This is a genomic window from Pantoea anthophila (assembly GCF_026104315.1).
In the GTDB taxonomy this organism is placed as follows: Bacteria; Pseudomonadota; Gammaproteobacteria; order Enterobacterales; family Enterobacteriaceae; genus Pantoea; species Pantoea anthophila.
Genome location: NZ_CP110473.1, coordinates 3,364,442 through 3,388,205 on the forward strand (window position 1 = coordinate 3,364,442; position 23,764 = coordinate 3,388,205).

Sequence of the window (23,764 nt, forward strand, 5' to 3'; positions counted from 1 at the left end):
CTGACAATGGCGGTAAAAACTGAAATGAAGGTGGTGGTACTGGGCGGCGGCGTGCTGGGCGTTTCGACGGCGCTGGAGCTGACAAAACGCGGGGCGGCGGTGACGCTGGTGACCGAGGCGGAGGTCTGTTCCGGCGCGTCGGGACGTTCACTCTCCTGGCTCAATTCGGCGGGTGAGCGCTCCCGGCCCTATCATGCGCTGCGCATGGCGGGCATCGATCGCTATCGCACGCTGTTTGCGCAGCACCCTGACCTCGACTGGCTGCGTTTTGATGGCGGACTTTGCTGGTTCAGCAACGATGCGGCCGGGACGCAGGCGCGACACGCCTATGAGAAGGCGCACGGCTACGACTCTCAGCTCATGAGTGCCGATAACGTAGCGCTGGCGGATGCGACGGTCGATCCCGATGCGCTGCCGTCGCAGGCGATCTTTAATCCGGGTGAAGGCTGGGTCAGCCTGCCGCACCTGGTGGATTATCTGCTGAACCAGTTCCGGTCACGCGGCGGCGAAGTGATCGAACACGCCGGTAAAGCCGCCGTGATCACCGACCAGGGCCGGGCCTGCGGCATCCGCAGCAACAAGGGGGAGATGCGGGCGGATGCGGTAGTGGTCGCCTGCGGCCCCTGGACTCCGGAGGTGGTCGCCCCGCTGGGCGTGACGATCCCCAATGGTTCGCCGGTCTCGATGCTGGTGATCACGGAACCGGCCGGGCATCAGCTGAAAGCAGTGCTCAACACCCCGCGCGCCGCCATCAGACCGAATCCCGGCAACCGCTACGCGCTGGATCATGACTGGTATGAGGCGGATATCCAGCCGCTGGCCGACGGCGATTACCATATTGATGAACATGTTGTGGCCACGCTGGCCGCGGAGGCGAGCCGGCTATTACGCGGCGACGAGCCGCTCAGCGTGCAGAGCTGGAAGATTGGCCTGAAGCCGATTCCGGGCGATGGTGATCCGGTGCTGGGTGAACTGCAGAAGGTGCCGGGCTGTTATGTGGCCTTCACCCATTCGGGTGCCACGCTGGCGCTGATTGTCGGCGAGCTGCTGGCGGAGGAGATCGTGACCGGTGAGAAGCATCCGATGCTGGCCAGCTTTGGGGCTGAGCGCTTCAGCTAAAAAAAAGCCGGTCATCACGACCGGCTGATTATTTTAGCCACGGAAGAAGATATCACCCGATTTCCCCATGACGATTTTGCCGGTGTCATTGGTAATCAGGATGTAGTTGGCGTTGATGTAGGCCCAGTGGGTGTTCTCCTGCGGGGCCGGCAGATTGCGTTTCTGCCACTCAACGATGGTGTAGGTTTTATCCGTGTACTTCTCTGGCACCGTGTCACCGATGTTGTACTGTTTGTAGTCGATGATGATGGTGCTGAGATCGTAATTCGGGCGCGCACTGTTGGCCGTTGACGGCGTGGTAGGCGTCGTCGGCGTAATGCCATCGTTAGACGGTGAGCTGGTCGGTGCCTGGCTCTGCGCGGCACCGTTGTCCGGCTGGGCGCTGCCTGCACCAGACTGCGGCTGGGCATCCGGGTTAGCGGGCTGGATCTGCGGCGGAGGCGGAACGCTGTCGGTTGCTTCGCCAGCCGCCTGAACAGCAGGGATCAGGCTCAGTGAGCCAACCAGTAATCCCATTGATAAAAGTACACGTTGAGTCCTGCGCATAATGATTTCCACGTTGAATTTTGACAGTCAGGCTAAATTTATCGCACTTCAGTTCCGGCGCGATGACGCTATGTGCCAGGCAACACAGCGCAATTCACTTTATGGCGCCCTGGTCAGCGGTAACGGATCGCTGTGCGACCACTTTATCCTGAGTTGCGAGATCGACCAACAGCGCAATGCCTAAATAGTTACTCCAGTTAAAACCGTTCTGCAGCACCACAATCGCGTTACCGTGACCTTTATCGTAGCCGATAAAACTCGCGTACCCGCCGATGTAGCCCACCTGATAGGTGATCGGCTGCCCTTCTGTTGTCTCGGTGATCCAGGCGATATTCTGCGTTTGTGCGCCCTGCCGGTACCAGGCACGGTTCACCGCCGCAAACGCCCTGTCCCGTTCTGCATCACCGGTGGCCGTAAGGTGCGCGCGCAGGTAGCGACTCAGATCGCGCGCGCTGCTGTAAAGGCTGGCCGCCGCCACCATGTTGCCGTGAAAATGCCAGTCAGGCGTCTGCGCCCCACGGCGGATAAATTTCGGCTGATCGCCGGCGTGGCCCAGCGCGCGCCACGGAAAGCCCGCCAGCGTTTCCGGCTCAAAACTGCTCTGATCCATCTTTAACGGGGCGAAGATAAGCCGGGACGCCAGCGTCTGGATATCCTGATGAAAGCGCTCGCGCAGAATGAAGCCCAGCAGCGCATAGCCGAGATTGGAGTAGCAAGGCCTGCGAACCGCCGGAGCAGAGAAATCCGCCAGGTAACTCAGCACGCTATCGCTGTCCAGATTGCCGTAGAAGTTCTCGCCCGTGCCGAGATAGCGGATGAACTGGTGCAACATCGGCAGATCCATGTCCTGCCGCGGCAGACCGGAGGTATGCGTCACCAGCTGCAGCAGCGTGATGCGGCGTGCGTCACGACTCAGCGGCACGCCCGCGGGCAGCAGATCGGCCAGCGTGTCGCTCCAGTGCAGTTTGCCCTGATCCACCAGCTGGATAATCACCTCGGCCGTCACGCCCTTACTCAGCGATCCCAGCGCAAACAGGGTGTCCGGGGTCACCGGATAGCGATGCACCCGGTCGGTGACGCCAAATGAATAGTAGTGCGTTGGCTCGTCATGATGGATGACGGCAATGCTGATGCCGGGAACCTGCTTCTGCTGCATGTAGTGCTGCACGATGTCATCGACATTTTCGTTGAAGGTGGCATGCGTCAGGTAGACACGATCGCTGACCGGGGCGGAGGTTTGCGACAGGGTGCCACAGCCGGTCAGCAGAACGATCGCCGCCGGGATCCCGCAGGGTCTGCCGATCCGCTGAGCGACCAGAGCCAGCCGTCGGAGGCAGAGCGCAGCGATCCGGCTGCCAGAAAATTCCTTTTTCATAAAGTAATCATTTAGTTAAGTAGAGTTATCGCGCAGCAGGCTGGCCGTAGCGCAAAAAGGTACCATAAAGTGCGGCGGGCTATCGCCTGCACAATGGGGTAAAAGGGGGGTTAAACGCAGGTTAACCCTGCTGATGCCGGACAGCGTTAGCTGTGTTGCTGCCCGCAAGGGTGTACACTGCTGCGGTTTTAAGGCTCAACGCCGCGCTGAAATTTAGATATGCCCGGGAGGCAACCGCATGAAAGAAGGCCCACTGACCGAAAAAGAGCTGCAATGGCTGGAAGATATGCTGGAAAAGTATGGCAGCGAAGCGTCGATTCTCGATGTCTCCGAACTTGATGGTCTGCTGACGGCGATCCTCTCCGGTCCCGTAACCGTGGAACCCAGCCAGTGGCTGGTGGCCCTGTGGGGTGGCGAGAAACAGATTCCGAAATGGAGCAACGAGCGCGAAATGACGCGCTTTATGTCGCTTTGCTTCCAGCATATGAATGACGTGGCGGACCGCTTAGCGGAATTCCCGGAGCAGTTCGAACCGCTGTTTGGCATCCGGGAGATGGAAGGACTGGAGTTTACCGTGGTGGAAGAGTGGTGCTTCGGCTATATGCGTGGCGTCGCACTGACCGACTGGTCGGCGCTGCCCGCGGATCTGCAGCCTGCGCTGGACGCTATCGCCCTGCATGGCACCGAAGAGAACCTCGAAAAGCTCGACGCCATGACACCGGAAGAGATGGAAGCCAGCATCGAAGCTATCCGCCCCGCTGCGCTGGCGCTGCACGATCACTGGATCTCGCAGCCCGAGGCGGTGCCGGTGCCGCAACAGCCGGTGACCGTCGATAAGCAGCCTGGCCGCAACGATCCCTGCCCGTGCGGCAGCGGCAAAAAATATAAGCAGTGCTGTCTGCATTGATCGAACGGAGTGCGTTCTGATCGGCCGGGTGGGGTTCTGCCCGGCCGATTTAATCTGCCGATCGCCAGCGATCTGACCGCTGTCACCCCGCCCGCCCCCGCAATCCTGTAGAGTGGTCACGACTTGAACAGCTTCACGCTTATCGCTAAGGTAAGCGCGATTTTACCTGCCAGGAAACGCCATGATTACCCTCGCGCTGATTGACGATCACCTTATCGTCCGCTCCGGTTTTGCCCAGTTGCTCGCCCTGGAACCTGATTTTCAGGTGGTGGCGGAGTTCGGCTCCGGCCGTGAGGCGCTGGCAGGGTTACCGGGCCGGGGCGTCCAGGTCTGCATCTGCGATATTTCCATGCCAGACCTCTCCGGGCTGGCGTTACTGAGCCAGCTTCCGGCGGGGCTGGCCACGATCATGCTCTCTGTACACGACAGCCCGGCACTGGTTGAACAGGCGCTGAATGCCGGTGCGCGTGGTTTTCTCTCCAAACGCTGTCGCCCCGATGAGCTGATCGCGGCGGTGCGCACCGTCTCCACCGGTGGCTGTTATCTGACGCCAGAGATTGCGGTTAAACTGGCCGCCGGACGTCAGGACCCGCTGACCCGTCGCGAACGTGAGGTCGCAGAGAGGCTCTCTCAGGGCATGGCGGTCAAAGAGATCGCGGCTGAACTCGGCCTGTCACCAAAAACCGTGCATGTCCATCGCGCCAACCTGATGGAGAAGCTCGGCGTCAGCAACGATGTGGAGCTGGCGCGCCGCATGTTTGATGGCTGGCAATGAGCCCTCTCTTCTCCCGGCTGATCTCAGTGGTCGCCAGCTTCTTCCTCTTCTCGACAGCCTGGTTCTGCCTGTGGAGTATCAGCCTGCACCTGGTTGAACGCCCGGAGCTGGCGGTGCTGCTCTTCCCGTTTGGCCTGCGTCTGGGGCTGATGCTGCAATGCCCGCGCAGTTACTGGCCGGTGCTGCTGGCGGCTGAGTGGGTCATGCTGCTCTGGCTGGCGAAGGCCGTTTCCCTGGCGCATCTGCCGCTGTTGATGGCGGGCGGCGTGCTGACGCTGCTGCCGGTGGCGCTGATCTCCCGTTTCCGCCACCAGCGTGACTGGCGCACGCTGCTGAGCCAGGGCGCGGCGCTGATCGCCGCAGCGCTGCTGCAGTCTCTGCCCTGGGCCGGTCAGGCGGAGATGCTCAACACCCTGCTGCTGACGCTGACCGGCGGCCTGACGCTGGCCCCGACCTGCCTGGTCTTCTGGCACTACCTCACCCGAACCCGCTGGCAGCCGCTGGGTCCGTCGCTGATTTCGCAGCCGGTCAACTGGCGCGCCCGGCATCTTGTCTGGTATCTGCTGCTGTTTGTCATCAGCCTCTGGTTGCAGCTTGGCCTGCCTGCAGAGCTGTCACGCTTTACCCCTTTCTGTCTGGCGCTGCCCATCATTGCGCTGGCCTGGCACTACGGCTGGCAGGGCGCACTGATTGCCACGCTGATGAATGCCATCGCGCTGATCGCCAGCCAGACCTGGCATGATCATCCCGTCGATCTGCTGCTCTCCCTGCTGGCCCAGAGCCTGACCGGGCTGCTGCTGGGTGCCGGTATCCAGCGGCTGCGCGAGCTGAACCACTCCCTGCAGAGTGAGCTGGCGCGCAACCGGCGCCTGGCGGAACGCCTGGTGGAGACGGAGGAGAGCGTGCGTCAGGAAGTGGCGCGTGAGCTGCACGATGATATCGGGCAGACGATCACGGCGATCCGCACACAGGCGGGCATTGTGCAGCGCGTGGCGCCGGACAACAGCCGGGTGATCCAGAGTGGCGTCCACATTGAACAACTCTCACTGGGCGTTTATGACGCGGTACGGCGACTGCTGGGGCGTCTGCGGCCGCGGCAGCTGGATGACCTTTCGCTGGAGCAGGCGATCCGTTCTCTGATGCGGGAGATGGAGCTGGAAGATGCCGGCATCGTCAGTCATCTTCACTGGCGCATTGATGAGACGCTGCTGAGTGAAGCGCAGCGCGTCACGCTGTTTCGCATCTGCCAGGAGGCGCTGAACAACGTTGTTAAACATGCCAGCGCCAGCGCCGTGATACTCAAAGGCTGGCAGCAGGGTGATCGCCTGCTGCTGGTGATTGAAGATGATGGCTGCGGTCTGCCGCCAGGTTCCGGTCAGCAGCGTTTTGGGCTGGTCGGGATGCGCGAACGCGTCACCGCGCTGGGCGGATCGCTGACCCTCTCCTGCACCCATGGAACCCGCGTCAGCGTCCATCTGCCGCTGCGGGCTGTCTGAGGAACTGCCGTGTTTACCTTTCTGAAAACGCCTCCTGACGCGGCGCCGCTGCAGGATAAACGTGAGATTGACAGCCGCTATCGCTACTGGCGCCGCCACATCATGGCGACCATCTGGATCGGCTATGCGCTGTTCTACTTTACCCGCAAGAGCTTCAACGCGGCAGCGCCGGAAGTGATCGCCAGCGGTGTCATGCTGCGAACCGATATCGGCCTGCTGGCGACGCTGTTTTACATCACCTACGGCCTGTCGAAGTTTTTCTCCGGCATCGTCAGCGACCGCTCTGATGCGCGCTACTTCATGGGGCTGGGCCTGATCGCCACGGGCGTGGTCAATATCCTGTTTGGCTTCTCCACCTCGCTGTGGGCCTTTGCGCTGCTCTGGACCCTCAACGCCTTTTTCCAGGGCTGGGGAGCGCCGGTCTGCGCCCGCCTGCTGACCAGCTGGTATTCGCGTAACGAACGGGGCGGCTGGTGGGCCCTCTGGAACACCGCTCACAACGTGGGCGGCGCGCTCATCCCGATCATTATCGGCGCGGTGGCGCTGCAGTATGGCTGGCGAACCGGGATGATGATTGCGGGCAGTCTGGCGATCCTTGCCGGGCTGTTTCTCTGCTGGCGTCTGCGCGACCGGCCTCAGACCGTGGGCCTGCCTGCCGTGGGCGACTGGCGACAGGATGAGATGGAGATGGCGCAGCAGCAGGAAGGTGCGGGCCTGAGCCGCCAGGCGATCCTGACGCGCTACGTGCTGCTCAACCCCTACATCTGGCTGCTGTCACTCTGCTACGTGCTGGTCTATGTCGTCCGTGCCGCGCTTAATGACTGGGGCAACCTCTACATTTCGGAGACGCTGGACGTCGACCTGGTGACGGCGAACTCCGCCATTACGCTGTTCGAACTGGGTGGCGTGATGGGCGCACTGGTGGCCGGCTGGGGATCGGACAGGCTGTTTAACGGCAATCGTGGCCCGATGAACCTGATTTTCGCCGCCGGCATTCTGCTTTCCGTGGGTTCACTCTGGCTGATGCCCTTTACCAGCTATGTGATGCAGGCAGCCTGCTTCTTCACGACCGGATTCTTTGTCTTCGGCCCGCAGATGCTGATCGGCATGGCGGCGGCGGAGTGTTCACACAAAGACGCGGCGGGTGCGGCAACCGGCTTTGTCGGCCTGTTTGCCTACCTTGGCGCGTCGCTCTCCGGCTGGCCGCTGGCGTGGGTGATCGACATCTGGCACTGGAGCGGCTTCTTTGCAGTGATTGCCACGGCTGCGGGGATCTCTGCCCTGCTGCTGCTGCCGTTTCTGAATGCGCAGGCGCCGCGCCCTCAGCCTGAAGCGTGATACGCCTCTCTTTTTTGCCCTGAGTCGGGCAAAACTAAGACATTTTCCTGGTTTCGCCTGGACGCTGTCTCAGGCCGGTCTGGTCAGCGGTTTTTACAATGCCAGCCATTCGCTGCCGATGGCAGTTTTCCAACCAGGAGAATCCCCTTCCATGCTGGCCTTCCTCAAACAGGTGCGCAGACCCACGCTGGATCTGCCAATCGAACTGCGGCGCAAGATGTGGTTCAAGCCCTTTATGCAGTCCTATCTGGTGGTCTTTATCGGCTACCTGACCATGTATCTGATCCGCAAAAACTTCAATATCGCGCAGAACGATATGATCACCACCTACGGGCTGAGCATGACCCAGCTGGGGATGATTGGTCTGGGCTTTTCCATCACCTATGGCGTCGGGAAAACCCTGGTCTCCTATTATGCGGACGGTAAAAACACCAAGCAGTTTCTGCCGTTTATGCTGATCCTTTCGGCCATCTGTATGCTGGGGTTCAGCGCCAGCATGGGCAGCGGTTCGATCAGCCTGTTCCTGATGATCGCGTTTTACGCCCTGAGCGGCTTCTTCCAGAGCACCGGCGGCTCCTGTAGCTACTCCACCATCACCAAATGGACACCGCGCCGTAAGCGAGGCTCCTACCTTGGCATGTGGAACATCTCTCACAACCTCGGCGGAGCCGGTGCCGCGGGCGTCGCACTGTTTGGTGCCAATGTGCTGTTCGACGGTCACGTGGTCGGAATGTTTATCTTCCCGTCGATCATCGCGCTGATTGTCGGCTTTATCGGCCTGCGCTACGGCAGCGACTCGCCAGAGTCCTATGGTCTGGGCAAAGCCGAAGAGCTGTTCGGCGAGGAGCTGAGCGAAGAGGATAAAGAGGCCGAAGATGAGTCGATGACCAAATGGCAGATCTTTGTTGAATACGTACTGAAGAATAAGGTGATCTGGCTGCTCTGCTTCGCCAACATCTTCCTCTATGTGGTGCGCATCGGTATCGATCAGTGGTCAACGGTTTATGCTTTTCAGGAACTGAAGCTCTCAAAAGAGATCGCGATTCAGGGCTTTACCCTGTTTGAAGCGGGTGCGCTGGTGGGGACGCTGCTGTGGGGCTGGTTATCCGATCTGGCCAATGGCCGTCGTGCGCTGGTGGCCTGCGTCGCGTTAGCGCTGATTATCGCCACGCTGGGGATCTATCAGCATGCCAGCAACCAGTATGTCTATCTGGCTTCGCTGTTTGCGCTGGGCTTCCTGGTGTTTGGCCCGCAGTTACTGATCGGCGTGGCCGCCGTGGGCTTCGTCCCGAAAAAAGCGATTAGCGCCGCCGACGGCATTAAAGGCACCTTCGCCTACCTGATTGGCGACAGCTTTGCCAAGCTGGGCCTGGGCATGATCGCAGACGGCACCCCGATCTTCGGCCTGACCGGCTGGGCAGGTACCTTTGCCGCACTCGATACCGCCGCTATCGCCTGTATCTGTCTGATGGCGATGGTCGCCGTAATGGAGGAGCGCAAGATTCGCCGCGAGAAGCGACTGCAGCGGCTGAAGATGGCGTAAAGATGTTATCGGGCCCGGCGGATGCCGGGCTTTTTCGGCGTTCGTGCACAGCGTTTAAATAGTGACAATAACCGGTCAGTGAGCAGTCATATAACCTTCTCTCACAAGTCTGCTTTATTTTGTCATCCGCTAAAGAATAAAGCTTCAGCCATGTCCCCCTGCATACCACCAGCAGTAACCTGACATCTTTAGTCATTGCATCACACCCCAATCAGCCTTCTCCCTGACCGTTCATCTCGTCTCTGTTATTCCAGAACCCGCTGTCAGGTGGTCAGCCAGCCCCCCGGGTTGTGGCCATGTTTTAATATTTACAGGGTCTGGTGCCTTTGCTTAGATGATAACTCCCAAAGGCGAATAACTGATTAAGCGGAACCTGAAGATGATGAAGGCGCTGACAGAACGGCAACTAACCATTATGCGACAGCTTATTTCTCATAACAGTTATGTGAGCCTGCGCGCTATTTCAGAAAAAACGGCCATCACGCCAAGAACGTTACGTCGCGACATTGCCGATATTAATGAAAAACTCGCTGACCAGGGGATCACCCTGAGCGGTAAAAGTGGGAGAGGCATCACAATTAAATTTGCTGACGCCACATCCGAAATAGCGGCCCGACGGATTTTTTCTGCAGAGGTGGACGATTTCAGCAGTAACGTCAGAATGCTGAAAATAGCCTCCGATCTGTTAATGCTCTCACCCCGAAGTTCGTCAATCAGTGAGCTGGCCGATAAATATTTTATCAGCCGCGCATCAATAGTGAATGATTTAAAAACATTAGATGCCTGGTTACATCAATTTAATTTAACCTTATTAAAAAGTCGTACCGGCACCAGCATTAAAGGCAGTGACCAGAATATTCGCCTGGCGATGAAAGCGCTGGTCTTAAAATCGATCTACAACCGTCAGGACATGATGGAGAGCCGCCTGGATGAAAGCACGCTGCAGGAGCTTTCAGAGAAGTTTGGTCAGCAGGCTGTCCATTTCACCCTGCAGCTCATCAATTTTATTGAACAGCAGCTGCACTATACGATAAGCGATCCTTACTACATCAATCTGTTCACCCACGTTCTGGTGCTGATTCACCGCAGCCACTCACCGATGCACAGCCCGGACGCCCGCGCCGTGGTCATGAACCGGGTCAGCGATCCGCACGCCTGGCAGGTTTCACTGGCGGTCATAGAGCGTATCGAGACGGCTTACAACACGCTACTGGTCGCCGAGGAGGCGCACTCCATCTATCAGTATCTGGTGTCGTCCGGTAAAGCGGGCGGCGATGCCGATCTGCACGATGACGCGCTGATTTCAGAACGGGAAACCCGCTTTGCCGCGGCGCTGATCGACCGGGTGGCGCAGCGGATCAACATCGCCATCACCACCGATCCGAAGCTGCAGGCTTCGCTGACTTCACACATCAAGCCGATGCTGAACCGCCTCAGATATCACATCCGGATTAAAAATCCGCTGCTGCACGATATCCAGACCGAACTGGGCACCGTGTTCGCCGCTGTCAAAGCGGTGATCCGGGAGCTGACGCAGGAGTATCAGCTGGATGAAATCAGTGACGATGAGGTGGCCTATCTCACCGTGCATATTCAGGCGGCCATCGAAAACAGCATTAAGGTAAAGCGGGTGCTGCTGGTCTGCTCCAGCGGCCTGGGTACCTCGCAGCTGCTTTACGGACGGATCCTGCGCGCCTTTCCTGACTGGCAGATTATCGACATTGTGCCCGGTAAAAATATCGCGGACTCCCTGAAGCGACAGGCGTGCGACGTGGTGATCTCGACTATCCGGCTGGAACCGCTGGAAAAGCCGGTGGTGTATGTCTCCGCTCTCTTTTCGGCGAAAGATATCGCCAGGGTTACCGAATGTCTGGTATCGAACTCAATTAATTAATGATGGAGAAATAAAATGACGACAGCCGTGGCGATTAATGAAGTGCTTAAAGAAGAGTGCATTATTCTCGATGTCGATTGCCAGACCAAAGAGCAGATTATTTCTCAGCTGACCGACCTGCTCTGCCAGACAGGAGCGGTCACGGATAAAGCCGCTTTTCTGAGAGATGTTTATCTGCGCGAAGAGTTAGGCTCAACCGGATTTGAAAATCATATTGCTATTCCGCACGGTAAATCGGCTGCCGTCGTTAAAACCCGGATTGCCGTCGGACGCCTGCGCCAGGATATTCCCTGGGAGACCATCGACGGCACCCGGGTGCGGCTGGTGATCCTCTTCGCGGTTAAAGAGTCCGATAAAGATGTCGGCCATATAAAAATGCTCGCCAGAATATCCATTGCCCTCGGTGACGAAGAGGTGGTTGAACAATTACTGAATACAGAGCATCGCGAAGAGATGTTTCATTTACTCCTGTCCCGCTCGGGAGCCTGAATAACAGGGAGAACGTGAAAAAATAAAACAGTAAGGAGGTTTTCAGACAGTCGCCATTCATCCGTCGTTAAAAAGATAAAAATAAAATCGTTTCCTTTTACCGGAGAACGTTTATGAACATTATTGCCATTACCGCCTGTCCTACAGGTGTTGCCCACACCTACCTTGCCGAAAGTAATTTAAAAAAAGCGGCGAAAAAACTGGGGCTGAATGTATTAGTGGAAACCCAGGGTGCCATAGAAAGCGAATATATTCTCAGCGACGACGATATTCATCAGGCTGATGTCGTATTGATTGCCGCAGATAAAAAAGTCGAGATGGCACGTTTTCAGCACAAAAACGTGATTGAAGTGCCCGTCACCCGTGCGGCGAAAGATGCGGAAGGTCTGTTAAGCGCCATCGTCAACGGCGAGCTGGCACCGAAGCTGGTCGAATCTGCGTCACTGACCGGCGCTGCTGAACCGGCTTCCGCGGTCAGAGAGGCGTCGGCTTCCCGCTCCTGGGCGTCGGAGATTTATGTCCACCTCATCACCGGTGTAAACCTGATGATCCCGTTTGTGGTGGCGGGCGGCATTCTGATCGCGCTGAGTTTTTCCTTCGGGATTACGGCGGCCACACCAGGGGACGCACATTTCAGCCCGATAGCGAAGATGCTTTCTGACATCGGCGGCGGCTCCGCCTTTGCCCTGATGCTGCCGATTCTTGCGCTGGGCATCAGCCAGTCGATCAGCGGCAAAGCAGGCATCGTGGCGGGGGCCGTGGGCGGGATGATGGCGATCCAAACCGGCTCCGGCTTTCTCGGTGCGCTGATTGCCGGCTTCCTGGCGGGCTATATCACGCTGCTCATCAACAACCATATCCACCTGCCCAAAGCGGTCGCCGGGCTGAAGCCCATTTTAATCGTGCCGCTGCTGAGCGTGCTGCTGACCGGCGCACTGATGGTGCTGCTGATTGGTGAGCCGATCAAGATGCTGCTCGGCTGGCTGACCGCCTTCCTCAGTTCGCTGGGTAACACCAATGCGGCCATTCTGGGCCTGCTGTTCGGCATGATGGTGGCCTTTGATATGGGCGGCCCGCTGAACAAAACCGTCTGTATGTTTGCGATTGGCCTGATGTCGAGCGGCATTTATGGCCCGATTGCCGCCTGTATGGCGGCGGGCATGGTGCCGCCGCTGGGCATCGCACTGGCGACTACCCTCTTCGGCCGCAAGTTTACCGAGCAGGAGCGGGAAACCGGCAAGGTGACCTACATCCTCGGCCTCTCCTTCATTACCGAAGGCGCGATCCCGTACGCGGTCGCCGATCCGCTGCGCGTTATCCCGGCGATTGTCGCGGGCTCCGGCTTAGCGGGCGCGCTGTCGATGATGCTGGGCTGCGCGTCACGCGCTCCGCATGGCGGCATCTTCGTCATCTTCATTCCTAACGTGATCAGCAACGTCATGGGTTATCTGTTTGCGATTGCCGCAGGCAGTCTGCTGACGGCGCTGATCCTGTTGTTCCTGAAAAAAGATATCTCTCTTCCTGCAAAACAAGGATAAAACCTATGCTTTACAACATGAAAGACCTGCTCAGCGTGGCCCGTCAGCATCAGTTTGGCGTGGGTGCGTTTAACATCGCCAGCGCTGAGTTTGGACGCGTCGCGGTTGAGACAGCCGAGCGACTGGATTCACCGCTGATTCTGGAGATCCACCCTGATGAGATGGCGTTTACCGGCCCGGAGTTCATCGGCTATCTGCGGACGCTGGCGATTCAGGCGCGGGTGCCGGTGGTGATCCATCTGGACCATGGCCGCACGCTGGAAGAGGTGATGAAAGCGATTTACGCCGGTTTTACCTCAGTGATGATGGATGCCTCCTCGCACCCTTTTGAGCAGAACATTGCGCTGACGAAGAAGATTGTGGAGATCGCCCACGCGGTGAATGTCTCCGTGGAAGCGGAGCTGGGCACCATCGGGGTGGCAGAAGGCAGCGGCGAAGGCGGCAGTAATGAGATTCTCTATACCGATCCGCAGCAGGCTGAGACCTTTGTGCGCGAGACCGGCACCGACACACTGGCGGTCGCTATCGGCACTTCGCACGGCCTCTACCCTAAAGGCAAGCAGCCGAAGCTGGATATCGAGCGTCTGCAGCAGATCCGGAAGGTGGTGGATATCCCGCTGGTGCTGCATGGCGGTTCGGGTAATAAAGACAGCGAGGTGGCGGAGTCGATTCGTTATGGCGTCGGTAAGATCAACATCTCCAGCGATATGAAGAAGGCGTTTTTTGTGGCGCTGGAGCAGGAGCTGAAACAGGGCGGACACGAACCCAATGCGCTGTTTGTAAAACCGATGCAGGCGGCGGGTGAAGTCGTCGCGGCGAAGATGGCGCTGTTCAGTTCGGTGGGGAAAGCGGCGCTGTACCGGTAAGGGTTTTGTGGTGGATGGCTGGGATGAGGTTTAGTTACTCTGCGGCTGAAACGTCAGCGGGCGGCGCGGAGAGAATAGCGCAGCGTTTATCCAGTATCGACTCAACGGACGCCCGATTGCCCTTATCCCAGCCGCGCCGGGTAGTTAGCAGGATAAACCCTTTTTGTCCCGAGAACGTCGTCGGGATGAGCGCCACGCCAGACTCCGCCAGCTGCGGCGGGGAGAGATGGAAATGGCGTGCCACGGAGGAGACAGGATAGATACCCATCGCCGTCGGCTGCATGACGCGACGGGCATAGTAGGTGTGATTCAGCAAACGATCGGGTAAGGGTCGCCAGTCATCATCAATAAAGGGGCGCTCGGCCTGAAGCTGGCGATAGACATCCTCCCGCAGGCAGGTCAGATGAACATGTAGTTGATTCTGGCTGCGGCCATAAGCGGAATTGAGCGCCATGCCGAGCCGATCTTCAGGCACGGTAGCCCCATAGGCCGCCATCAGACGATAGCGCATTAACCAGGCGTAGCCGAAATAATCGGGACGCCCGGGGCGAGATAGCGCAATGCTCTCGATGCCTGACATCGCCACCGTGGGCACCAGAATAAAGTGCAGCCTGTGGCGGGGATTCTGGATGATGCTGTAGCCCTGAGTGTTGTCCTGCGGCAGATAGATTTGCTGGCAGGGTGCCGGATCGCGTCGGTAGTGATAGTTATTCATGCAGAGGTCACGCGTGACCGTCCACAGCGCGTCAGAGCGGGCGCATCCTGTGAGCAGCAGCGCGATGACCAGCGACAGAGGCCGGCATCGCCACAACAATTTTTTGTTCAGGCGTCTCAATTATTCAGAACCCTGGTCAGCTCAATCTCGTGGGTTATGGGGTTGAAGTAAAGATAGAACAGATCCCCGTCCAGCTGATCGGGCTTCGCCCATATTTCCTTCTCCCCCAGACTGCGTTTTTGCTTCACGTATCCCAGCTTTTCGAGATAAGCGTGGAGCGCAGCCGTATCTGTAGCCCCTTATTCTTTTGGATAAGAAAATTCAGCGGTGACTAAATGCGATCCTGATTTATCAGACTGAACATCATAAGCGAAGTAGTAACGTTCTCCCGCTGTGAACTTAAAGCCGAATAGAGGCAGGCACTCACCTTTTGGAACATAAACAGGCTTTTCATCAAAAATCTTATGGAGGGAGTCGCTTTTTTCGCTGTTGATTTGAATGGCAGTGATCCTTTCTGGTGGTGCCAGTGGCGACACGACACAAACCTGATTATCTTTCAGAAATGCCGTCGCAGATTCACGCTCCACCATTCGATCGCCCGGCCCAGGGCATCCCGTTAAGAGAAATAGAGCTCCCAGCCACATTCTGTTTTTCATGTTTACCGCTCCTTCCCTGTTACGATTTTCTGATAAAGAAAAATGTTGCTACATGAGCCCAGTTCATGGATGAAAATAAAGCTATTCGTGATAAAAACAGTGTGCTGGCTACCATGATGGTTTTACTCATCAGAAAAATCATCTCTTATTAACTCTCTTCTCAATCACTCTGATGATGATCTGATAACCGATGAGCGTTACTACTGTACAGATGATTAATAGCGCCACCCCCACAAAACCCTCAATATCACGTTGATTGAATAACTTTGCTGACGCTGTCCAAAACTGCTGCTCTCCCTCTGTCGAGGGATCTGACGGCCTTGCAATAAGAAAAGTAATGACAAACAAGGACACTGCGATAAGGATTCTAAACCCCGCCGGGACACGTTTTGCTTCCATTTAAAACCACCTCAATTGTTCCATAAGAGATTAGTCCATTAGGTAAATTTACTTGTGGTGTAGAGAGTAATGCTTGCTGAATCTCAATGAAATCAATTTTGTGTCGCTTAGCGATCACCCAAAACTTCCCCTTTCTTAGGCTAAGGGGTAGGCTTAAATTTTGTTCAACATCGGTCAGTTTAAAATCGATGCGCGACGATGGCGCTAAAGGGACATTATGCTTCATCACTATCAGGCAAAGTCACTGGACAATATCTATCTTGAGGACATTCCCCACATAATCCACCCGGACTATGCGGCACGAGATCTAGCGGATACCACCCTGCCAAACCGGAACATCCAGGAATGGAATTTACCTCAGGGCTACAGCCATTTTGTCAGCCGGTATCACCAGTTTCACTGGCAACGCCCCTGGATGTCATACCGTGACACACGGGACGACATCAAATCCGGAAAGGTTGTTCTGCTGAAAACAAATATGAGCGGCAATGCCTTAGTGGGTGTACTAACCCCCTCCGGCAACCTTAGAAATGATCTGCCCTTGTTCCTTCACTCCCACCTCAGCTATCTCATATCAAAGCAACTAAAACGCCCGGTGTACTACGTTCACCCATCAGCGCCCGTACAACATGCTCAAGCAGCAAAAACCATTAACAGCAAATCAGCGGGCAGGCTTTTGGCCGCGGGAGGCGTTTATAACGGCAACATAGATGGATTCAGAAAGACTGCAGAGCAACTCGGCGGGGATGCGCCAGCGGGTTACAATCAGGTAATGGATAACAAAGGCCTGCTGATTGCAGGTGCATCTCTTGCCGCCGGGCTGACAATGGGAAGAATGCGTTTTCCTGAAATAGAGGAACTTGAGCATTTTGGGGCCAGAGGAGCTGCCTCAGGAAGAGAGTTTGATCCTGAAAAAGCTGGAGGGCCGATTGAAAACCTGACAACGGATGGCGTTAATATAACTCATGAAGGGATCGCAACCGTTGAGAAACATATATCTCGTTTCGACCACGACCCGGCAAATGACGTAATGATAGGCAGGCTGAAAAACATCGCAAAAGGAGAAATGCCTCCTGAGCAAGTGGATTTGAACTACTACACTCATGAATGTCGGGAATATCAGCGTTACTGTAACCTGGGATGGGAAGCAGGTGAACCAGACGGTGTTGCAGGTTATGATATGTGGAACAATGCCCATACGGCAACGCTGGAAGATTTTAAACTCAAAGACGGTGATTTATTCCACCCGGATGCACTGAAATGAAGATAACGAATACCGAATTTACTGTATTGAAAGTCATGGCAGAAAAAGACATAGACTGGACATGGATGATACTGGATCGCACTCTTGCTACAAGGGGTATTCCAGGGTTTAGCAATGTTGCTAATATAGTAACCAACCTGATGAATGAGGGGATGGTCGATGCTGTTTATAACGAAAGCTCATCGAGGCCACGTTATCGCGTATCAGAACAAGGCCATCAGTTGTTGGAACAAATGACCGGGGATACAAGGCATTTCGATTAAGAAACTTACTGCTGGCGCGTTAACTTTGTATCAAAGCGGAATAATTCCTAAACCAGTGATGGTTTTTTTCAGGCAGGTAATATGGCACTGGCCTGTAAGGAAAGAAACTTGGTCAACAGCGAATAGAGCTGGGCAACGGATGGCTGGTGGAAGTGATCGCGTTCTAATAGTTTACCGCTCCCGATGCGATATCGGGAGCGGCTTCTTATTCAGACCACTTTCTGTTTACCAGATATAACCTGAATAAACTCCTGTACCTGCATTTGTTTCCGCGCCGACAGTTTGCACACCTGCCGCAGAGACTGCATCAGTTCGCTCTCCTGTAGCGCGGTGAGCACAATACAACCTTCCATTACCTTTACATCTACTGCTGTACCCGTAGCAAAACCGGCTGCTTCCAGCCATTGCCCTTTCATGGTGATGGCGGGCATTCTGCTGTAATCCGGATAGCGACTCGCGTAGCTAACAGTTAATTTACGGTTATTTGCCGGGGAGACTTCTGGTTCAGACGGTTGTGCAATAGAATGGGCGTCAGTCATGATTACTATTCTCCGTAAATAGTAGTTGTGATTAGCGGCGCGGATGTGTTGCAGCACATCCGCACCGCGCTAAATGCCTGTATATATCATCAGTAAATAGGCGGAAAGTCCAGGCTAAAATAGACCAATTGTAAAATCATTTAAATATAAACACTAAGGTGCATATGGCATAAAATAATAAGAATCGCACCAGCAAGCCACGCAAAAAAAAATTTTAAGCGAGGCTATTTGCCTTTATTGACTGCCCGTCCGGCTTTAATTTTTACAGCAACGCGGCGGTGCTGTTAGGAGCTTGTCAGGCTTCAAATATTTTTCATCGATGAATTAGCAAAGTAAAAGCTATAAGTCACCATTATTTATTTTATCGCTAAAAACAAAACTACGTCCTTTTTAAAACGTTCTCAAAATCTGTAATATTCAAGTCAGGAGTAGCGCAGAGCATATCCCTGGCTAATACACGTCGGCGCTGCAGTAGGTCATTCAGAGTTTCTTCAAAAGTAATGATTTCAGAGTCCCTTACTGTCGGGTAATAGACATATACGTCTTTGGTTTGCCCAATTCGGTACGCCCGGTCCGTTGCCTGATCTTCTTTGGCTGGATTCCAGCAGCGAGTGAAATGAATAACATGATTGGCTTTCTGGACGTTAACGCCGAACCCGACAGCAACCGTAGAGAGAATAATTATCCCAAACCCAGGCTGAGCCTGAAAATCATCAATCAGGCGCTGGCGGCTGTTTTGGCTTTGACTTTTAGTACTAGTATCACCGTTGATAATGACAGGGCGGAAACCAAACTTTTGATGGATAGCATGTTGAAGTTCGCGCTGTAAATCTCGAAGCTCCGTAAAAATAATGACCTTATCTTTCGTGGCGCTTTTTATTTCTGCGAGTATTTTCAGCAGCCAATTAAGCTTGGGTGAGTTATCACGAAAACGTGGCTCTGGATTAACTACTGCAGGGTGTGCACAAATGAGTTTCAGTCGGTGTAACAAACCTAACATACCGGTTCCGGCCTGCTGCATCCCTTCGCTCAGGGCTTGCTGCTGTTGCCAGTTTGCAACAGACGAAAGATAGAGCTGCTTTTGCACGCCAGACAACGTCAATTGTTTGCAGCTTTCCACTTCAATTTTCTGCGGTAAATCACGCGCAACCTCTTCTTTAGTGCGGCGTAAAGTCTGAGGTTCTATCAGCGCTCGCAGGCTTTCCAGCCGTTCCGTATCACGGCCATCTTCGTTCTCGATGGGGTGAACGTAATGTTTGCCAAATTCATTTAGTGCCCCTAACAATCCCGGCTGGGCAAAATCAAATAAGCTCCACAGGTCGACAAGTGTGTTTTCGACTGGCGTTCCTGTGCATGCCACTTTAAACCTGGCTTGTACCGCGTTGGCCGCATGTGTGATTAACGCAGCTGGGTTTTTTATTTTTTGTGCCTCGTCGCACACCATAATGGACCACGGCTGGCGTGCCAGAGAAAACTCCTGATCGCGAAGCGTTTCGTAGGTCGTCAGGATGATTTTTGCCTCACCTTGCCAGCCAGGTTTAAGCAGGTTTTTGATTCCCTGAGATTGCAGATGAGCAGGTATAGCCTGTTTGGGATATTTCACCGCTTTAATGGTCTCACCATACAATTTCAATACCGGTATTCCTGCGGTATAGAAAAAATTGTCCAGTTCACGTTCCCAGTTATCCAGAAGAGAGACAGGAGCAACAATGAGACTCGGTGGTTCTTGCGGAAATTTTTCAATGAACCATACCAGGAAACTCAGAATTTGCAGCGTTTTCCCAAGCCCCATATCATCCGCCAGCAGGCAACCTGCTGTTTCCTCAGGCGAACGAAGGAAGAGTTGCTGGAGCCAGGCTAAGCCTTCACGCTGATGGTCTTTGAGCCGGATATGCTCTTTAAGGCTCAGAGGAATTTCAGGTTCTGAATGACGCGCATTGAGAAGTGAACTGCGGCGTTGTTTGATGTAGGCAGCTTCTTCAATATTCTGTTCAATTTTAAGTACGGCTCGGGAAGTTTTATCTGCAAAATTGGCTTGAGATTCATTTGCAGTGCTTTGCTGTTTTTCCCAGTTCTTACTGAGGGTTTTAGCAGTATCTAACGGTAATTGGCTGTCATTCCATGGTGCGGTGATATGCGTTTCACCAGCGGCTTCTGCCAGAGTAATTCTCTGCTGTAGTTCATCAAAATGGTGACGATTTTCAGGTTGCCAGCCAGACAGTGTTTCGACTGAAAACGCGGACAAATCGATGTCATCAGGAAGCCAGTTTTCACTCTGCGCTTTGGTCAGCCAGGGAGAAGAGATTTTTTCAAATTCACCGATGCCAATTACACGATCGCCATACTTCGCAATATCCAGCACATCGCTAAATTCTTTTCCTTCAATTTCTTGCTGCCAGCGAGTCAGAAGTGCCTGGCAATCGAGCCACTGCTGTTCAGTGAACTGACTTAATTCCAGCTCGTAACCATGCCATGAACCTGCAGGCATCTGTGCCGCGAAGCTGATACCCAGAGCCTGAATAAATTTATCCAGCTCCCATGGGGCGGAGCAGAGGAATGACACATCCGGTTGTGGTATTGGCGAGATAGGCTCCAGAACTAAAGTTATATCCTCTATTTTGTGCTCATCACTTAGGCGAGGCTGAAGCCTGAAATGATGAAAGAAAATCCTGGCATCAAACAGCGCCTTTTCATGTTCTTCGGGGGCAATAACACTGGCGGCATCTTCACCAAGAAAGGTATAAGGGTTACGAACAAAGGAAAGCGCTTCACTTCCGGCCACTCGACGGCCCGGGATCGAGTGTATTGAATTCAGGACTTCTTTCACTTCGGGAGGGACGATGACGTGGCTGAGTTCGCCATTCTTGCCAGGGATACGATAGCTATCGTGAACCTGCGAATTCTTATCAAAACTGCCCAGCCAGTTAGCTGGCTGGTCCTCGAAATGAGGCTCAATTTCGATAACCGATATATCGGCAACCGTTGCTTTACGCAGACGTAATGACAATGAAGTTGGTTTGACGACATGGGTTTTTTCTAAATAATCATCAAATTTTGCGGCTGCTTGCTTCGCACATTTGCGGATAGCGGCCCATCCCAACTGGTTAGTAGTTTCACCAGGAGTCTGATTCTGCTGTGCACTAAGTTGTTCTGTTGTCTGTATGAGTGCCCAGTTTTCCGGCGATAACAGGTATTGCTGATTTCCATAGGTTAAAATGGCACCGGTACGACTAAAACGGATCGGCTTGCGGGCCGGAAGCGTGGCCCATTCAGCAATCCAGACGCGAAAATCGCTATCGCTTAATGCACCTCGTGAACTCAGGCTTGCGCGTAAAGGCAGTATATGAGGTATACCGATAAGCGGCAGGCTGCTGGCATGTTCCTCATCCTTCAGCAGGCGATACAGCGCGTCCCAACTCAACAACCATCGGTCTGTAAGTGATATCAGATAGTCTTCTTCAGCCAGTTGTTCAAGCCAGGATGCCAGCGCCCAAAGCTGCGAATCATCAACCAGCGATAGCGGAAAGCTGAGTCCGTTTTCTTCAACCTGGTATTGATTTTTTAAGTGGCGTTCTATCTGATGACGGTTTCCCGCCAGCTTACTTAACAGACGTTTCAGCATTATTTTATCCAGTAACGATGCGGTTCTTTAGCCAGGGGCGCAAAGCCTAGCCGTAACAGCTCTCTTTCTATAGTGTCGTCAGGCAACTTGAGCTGTATGGACAGCACTCCGCCTTTTTGTCGATTATCGCTGACGATACATGAACTATTTTCAGCCAGATGCTGTATTGCTGTATCACGCAACGGGTTGATAATTTTGATGTCAGAAATAGAAGCGGGAGAGGATGCTTTTTTATCGACAAACTTGACGGGTTCTTCTGCCATCCACCGAATGCCCAACTTGCGTAGCTCATCGTCGTATTTCAACATCCAGCCGGTTATCCGGACTTTGTTATATCCTTCAGCACGAGGTGCATGGGGCAGCCTGAGCGCGCAGCGTCCCTGATCTTTTAAATGAATATTGATATCAAGGGTGCTTGATTCAGGATTAAACGGCGAGTGACCAATTCGATAGGCATACATTGCATTGCCTGTCCCGGAAAACTCAACGAACAGATAGTCGTTGATCTGCATAATCATGGCGTTATCAAAGCTGCGTCCGCCTCGTAAGTAACTCAAACGTCCTTTATTTTCTTCACGGAATTTCATGAAATCGCTGCCACGATCTTGCCAGGCATCAGGTCCCATGACGATACGGGTAAATCCCATCTGGTTGGCGAAGCGCAGCCAATAGTGCAATCGTGCCTGATCAACATCGCCATTACCCCGCAGCAGTTCAAAGAAATGCATCAAATCTTGTTTAGCCAGCCAGCCCCGGACCATCGCAGCCACGGGCTCAGAGACATACTGATGCCATTTATTCTGCTGGCTTTTTAGTTGCGGGTTATCCCAATACTCCAGCGCGGCCTGCTTCAAAGCTGAATGAGCCTGATCGCGATAGATAGAATGATAATAGCGAGTCAGAGTTGCCGTGATGATGTCATCCCTAAAACGTACCCACTGTGCAGCCAGACCTAACAACCAGCTAATTTTGTCCAAAAACTGGGGATCGTCGAGCGTGTCCAGTTGCGCTAGAAGCACCGTGAAAATACGTTTCCACAACCAACTGCTATCAGGGATTTGCGCGATTTTTTCTAATGATGAAAGTGAATTATTCTCCCCCGCAAGTAACTGTCTGGAGATCATGCCTCCCGCCTGAGGGGTAAAAATATCCTGATAAAACTCAATGGTTTTCATCCACGATTTTTCTCGTCGTATAGCTGCTTTCACCACCAGGTAACCCTGAGCTATATGACTACGCAGTATGCACCAGTGTGGATTTGTCTCAGGCGATGGGTTCTGGTAAGCAAAATAGCTTGAACAGAGTGCGGCCCAGTCTCGGCGTTTCAGGGTTTTAGTTTCAAGCCGCTTTTTGATTGCATTGTTTACTTCAGGAAAAAATGCATCATCCTCAAGCAGTATTGGCCGATCGGGATATGTTGGGTCATTATCGGCGAGTCCATAAAAAACCATCCGCCACTCTCGCTCTGTAAGTTCTTGCGCAAGGCGAAGGCGACGCAGGGCCGCCAGTCGTATTTCTTGCGGCGGCGAAGGGATTTTATCTGCCTTATCAAAACGCTTTTCCATGTCGAGAGCAGCAGAGGCCAGGACGTGAAAATCATTATGCAGATAATGGTTATCCCGTTGTCCTGAAGAGAGTCTTGAGGCAATGCGTTGAGAAAGAGAACTTAGTGCAGGCATCATAATGGCATTACCAGCTGGCAAACTTCTTTATTAACCACCGAAGGAAAATCTAACTCTTTGAGTCCATCACGTTTATCCTTAAGCCCAAAGAACTGCATGCGTAACTCAACACGGCGGCTGGCTTCCTTGCTCTCTTTCGCATTATTAAACGAAACGCCACCTGCCAGAAAAAGCTTACGAATCTGGATTTGCTGCTCTGTAGAAATGCTGTTTTGCAAAGGACTGCGGCTATCAAGCAAACTGCACATAACCCACTCAGAGCGCTGAAGGGAAAGATGTAAGTTGTAAAGATACGAACCATCGGTATCGGTAAACCCTTCAATAACGATCTGCTTAAACCACTTCCTGCCTTCTTCGCTTTCAGCTGCATCAAGCACCAAGGGGACGACATCCTGTAACGCTTTTTGTCCTTCAGCGTTAAGGAAAAACCGGTTGTGGTCGAAACGACCTGCCTCGCCGAAGCTGATACGGTTATCATGGCAGTCAACCACGATGGTTTTGTTTACATTTCGGGCATGAAGCTCCAGGCGCTCACATAATCTGGCGATATCCTGTCCCCTGACTTTTTCCCCTTCTTCCGCGCGCTGAATACGCTGTGTGACAGAACTCAATGACGCTACCATGACCACCAAAAATAATACCATCATGGCCGTCATCAAATCGGCATAGGAGATCCAGAAGGGTTTCTCAGCTTCATCGCTGCGGCGTTTTTTAACGCCAAATGCATGTCCAAACATC

Annotated in this window: 21 protein-coding genes; 12 read left to right on the forward strand and 9 right to left on the reverse strand. The window is 54.1% G+C overall.

What is annotated here, in order from left to right:
- The first annotated feature begins 6 nt into the window (after window positions 1-6).
- On the forward strand, window positions 7-1,119 hold the full coding sequence (locus tag OJ965_RS18255) for an NAD(P)/FAD-dependent oxidoreductase (protein WP_265137291.1): 1,113 nt from the start codon (window positions 7-9) through the stop codon (window positions 1,117-1,119).
- A 33-nt stretch (window positions 1,120-1,152) separates the two neighbouring features.
- Here OJ965_RS18255 and OJ965_RS18260 read toward each other — a convergent pair whose 3' ends face one another.
- Both OJ965_RS18260 and OJ965_RS18265 read right to left on the reverse strand, forming a co-directional pair.
- Window positions 1,153-1,665 carry an RcnB family protein gene (locus OJ965_RS18260; protein ID WP_033736413.1) on the reverse strand — a complete coding sequence of 171 codons (513 nt, stop codon included), beginning with the start codon at window positions 1,663-1,665 and terminating at the stop codon, window positions 1,153-1,155.
- Between the two features lie 94 nt (window positions 1,666-1,759).
- On the reverse strand, window positions 1,760-3,040 hold the full coding sequence (locus OJ965_RS18265; protein ID WP_265137293.1) for a serine hydrolase domain-containing protein: 1,281 nt from the start codon (window positions 3,038-3,040) through the stop codon (window positions 1,760-1,762).
- Between the two features lie 238 nt (window positions 3,041-3,278).
- On the opposite strand from OJ965_RS18265, the gene OJ965_RS18270 reads away from it, so the two are divergent.
- The 9 genes from OJ965_RS18270 (at window position 3,279) to OJ965_RS18310 (ending at window position 13,886) form a co-directional block, all read left to right on the forward strand.
- On the forward strand, window positions 3,279-3,947 hold the full coding sequence (locus tag OJ965_RS18270) for a YecA/YgfB family protein (RefSeq protein ID WP_046101153.1): 669 nt from the start codon (window positions 3,279-3,281) through the stop codon (window positions 3,945-3,947).
- A gap of 181 nt (window positions 3,948-4,128) precedes the next feature.
- Complete coding sequence (gene uhpA, locus OJ965_RS18275) at window positions 4,129-4,722, forward strand: response regulator transcription factor UhpA (RefSeq protein WP_140028820.1); 594 nt, start codon at window positions 4,129-4,131, stop codon at window positions 4,720-4,722.
- Window positions 4,719-6,218, forward strand: a complete 1,500-nt coding sequence (uhpB, locus tag OJ965_RS18280) for a signal transduction histidine-protein kinase/phosphatase UhpB (RefSeq protein ID WP_154928504.1) — start codon at window positions 4,719-4,721, stop codon at window positions 6,216-6,218. Before uhpA ends, uhpB begins: the two co-directional genes overlap by 4 nt.
- 9 nt (window positions 6,219-6,227) lie before the next feature.
- Window positions 6,228-7,556 carry an MFS transporter gene (gene uhpC / locus OJ965_RS18285; protein WP_154928506.1) on the forward strand — a complete coding sequence of 443 codons (1,329 nt, stop codon included), beginning with the start codon at window positions 6,228-6,230 and terminating at the stop codon, window positions 7,554-7,556.
- A gap of 151 nt (window positions 7,557-7,707) precedes the next feature.
- Window positions 7,708-9,099 (forward strand): hexose-6-phosphate:phosphate antiporter, encoded by a 1,392-nt coding sequence (uhpT, locus tag OJ965_RS18290; protein ID WP_009092301.1) that lies wholly within the window; start codon window positions 7,708-7,710, stop codon window positions 9,097-9,099.
- 382 nt (window positions 9,100-9,481) lie between these two features.
- The gene (locus OJ965_RS18295; protein WP_261766114.1) at window positions 9,482-10,993 is read left to right on the forward strand and encodes a BglG family transcription antiterminator; all 1,512 of its coding nucleotides are present in this window, start codon (window positions 9,482-9,484) and stop codon (window positions 10,991-10,993) included.
- Window positions 10,994-11,008: 15 nt separating this feature from the next.
- Window positions 11,009-11,482: a PTS sugar transporter subunit IIA gene (locus tag OJ965_RS18300; protein ID WP_052722456.1), complete on the forward strand. Its 474-nt coding sequence runs from the start codon at window positions 11,009-11,011 to the stop codon at window positions 11,480-11,482.
- A gap of 113 nt (window positions 11,483-11,595) precedes the next feature.
- A complete protein-coding gene (locus tag OJ965_RS18305) occupies window positions 11,596-13,020 on the forward strand; it encodes a PTS fructose transporter subunit IIC (protein WP_265137294.1) in 1,425 nt (474 codons plus the stop codon).
- 5 nt (window positions 13,021-13,025) lie between these two features.
- Window positions 13,026-13,886 (forward strand): ketose-bisphosphate aldolase, encoded by an 861-nt coding sequence (locus OJ965_RS18310; RefSeq protein ID WP_009092306.1) that lies wholly within the window; start codon window positions 13,026-13,028, stop codon window positions 13,884-13,886.
- 34 nt (window positions 13,887-13,920) lie between these two features.
- Here the strand turns inward: OJ965_RS18310 and OJ965_RS18315 are convergent, their stop codons facing one another.
- The 3 genes from OJ965_RS18315 to OJ965_RS18325 all read right to left on the reverse strand — a co-directional run bounded on the left by OJ965_RS18315 (window position 13,921) and on the right by OJ965_RS18325 (window position 15,656).
- Window positions 13,921-14,697: a CDP-diacylglycerol diphosphatase gene (locus OJ965_RS18315; protein ID WP_265139291.1), complete on the reverse strand. Its 777-nt coding sequence runs from the start codon at window positions 14,695-14,697 to the stop codon at window positions 13,921-13,923.
- Between the two features lie 203 nt (window positions 14,698-14,900).
- A complete protein-coding gene (locus OJ965_RS18320; protein ID WP_265137295.1) occupies window positions 14,901-15,257 on the reverse strand; it encodes a putative T6SS immunity periplasmic lipoprotein in 357 nt (118 codons plus the stop codon).
- 138 nt (window positions 15,258-15,395) lie between these two features.
- Complete coding sequence (locus OJ965_RS18325) at window positions 15,396-15,656, reverse strand: hypothetical protein (protein ID WP_265137297.1); 261 nt, start codon at window positions 15,654-15,656, stop codon at window positions 15,396-15,398.
- A gap of 217 nt (window positions 15,657-15,873) precedes the next feature.
- On the opposite strand from OJ965_RS18325, the gene OJ965_RS18330 reads away from it, so the two are divergent.
- Window positions 15,874-16,920 carry a hypothetical protein gene (locus OJ965_RS18330; RefSeq protein ID WP_265137299.1) on the forward strand — a complete coding sequence of 349 codons (1,047 nt, stop codon included), beginning with the start codon at window positions 15,874-15,876 and terminating at the stop codon, window positions 16,918-16,920.
- Entirely contained in the window at window positions 16,917-17,183 is a 267-nt protein-coding gene (locus OJ965_RS18335) for a MarR family transcriptional regulator (RefSeq protein ID WP_265137300.1), read from the forward strand. The genes OJ965_RS18330 and OJ965_RS18335 overlap by 4 nt, the downstream gene beginning before the upstream one ends.
- Window positions 17,184-17,392: 209 nt before the next feature.
- On the opposite strand, the gene symE is transcribed toward OJ965_RS18335, so the two are convergent.
- From symE to zorB1, 4 genes are all read right to left on the reverse strand, one after another.
- Window positions 17,393-17,722: an endoribonuclease SymE gene (gene symE / locus OJ965_RS18340; RefSeq protein ID WP_265137301.1), complete on the reverse strand. Its 330-nt coding sequence runs from the start codon at window positions 17,720-17,722 to the stop codon at window positions 17,393-17,395.
- A gap of 379 nt (window positions 17,723-18,101) precedes the next feature.
- Window positions 18,102-21,344 carry a type I Zorya anti-phage system protein ZorD gene (gene zorD, locus OJ965_RS18345; protein ID WP_265137302.1) on the reverse strand — a complete coding sequence of 1,081 codons (3,243 nt, stop codon included), beginning with the start codon at window positions 21,342-21,344 and terminating at the stop codon, window positions 18,102-18,104.
- Window positions 21,344-23,026: a type I Zorya anti-phage system protein ZorC gene (gene zorC, locus OJ965_RS18350; protein ID WP_265137303.1), complete on the reverse strand. Its 1,683-nt coding sequence runs from the start codon at window positions 23,024-23,026 to the stop codon at window positions 21,344-21,346. The genes zorD and zorC overlap by 1 nt, the downstream gene beginning before the upstream one ends.
- A complete protein-coding gene (zorB1, locus tag OJ965_RS18355; protein ID WP_265137304.1) occupies window positions 23,023-23,763 on the reverse strand; it encodes a type I Zorya anti-phage system protein ZorB1 in 741 nt (246 codons plus the stop codon). Before zorB1 ends, zorC begins: the two co-directional genes overlap by 4 nt.
- Window position 23,764: the final 1 nt, after the last annotated feature.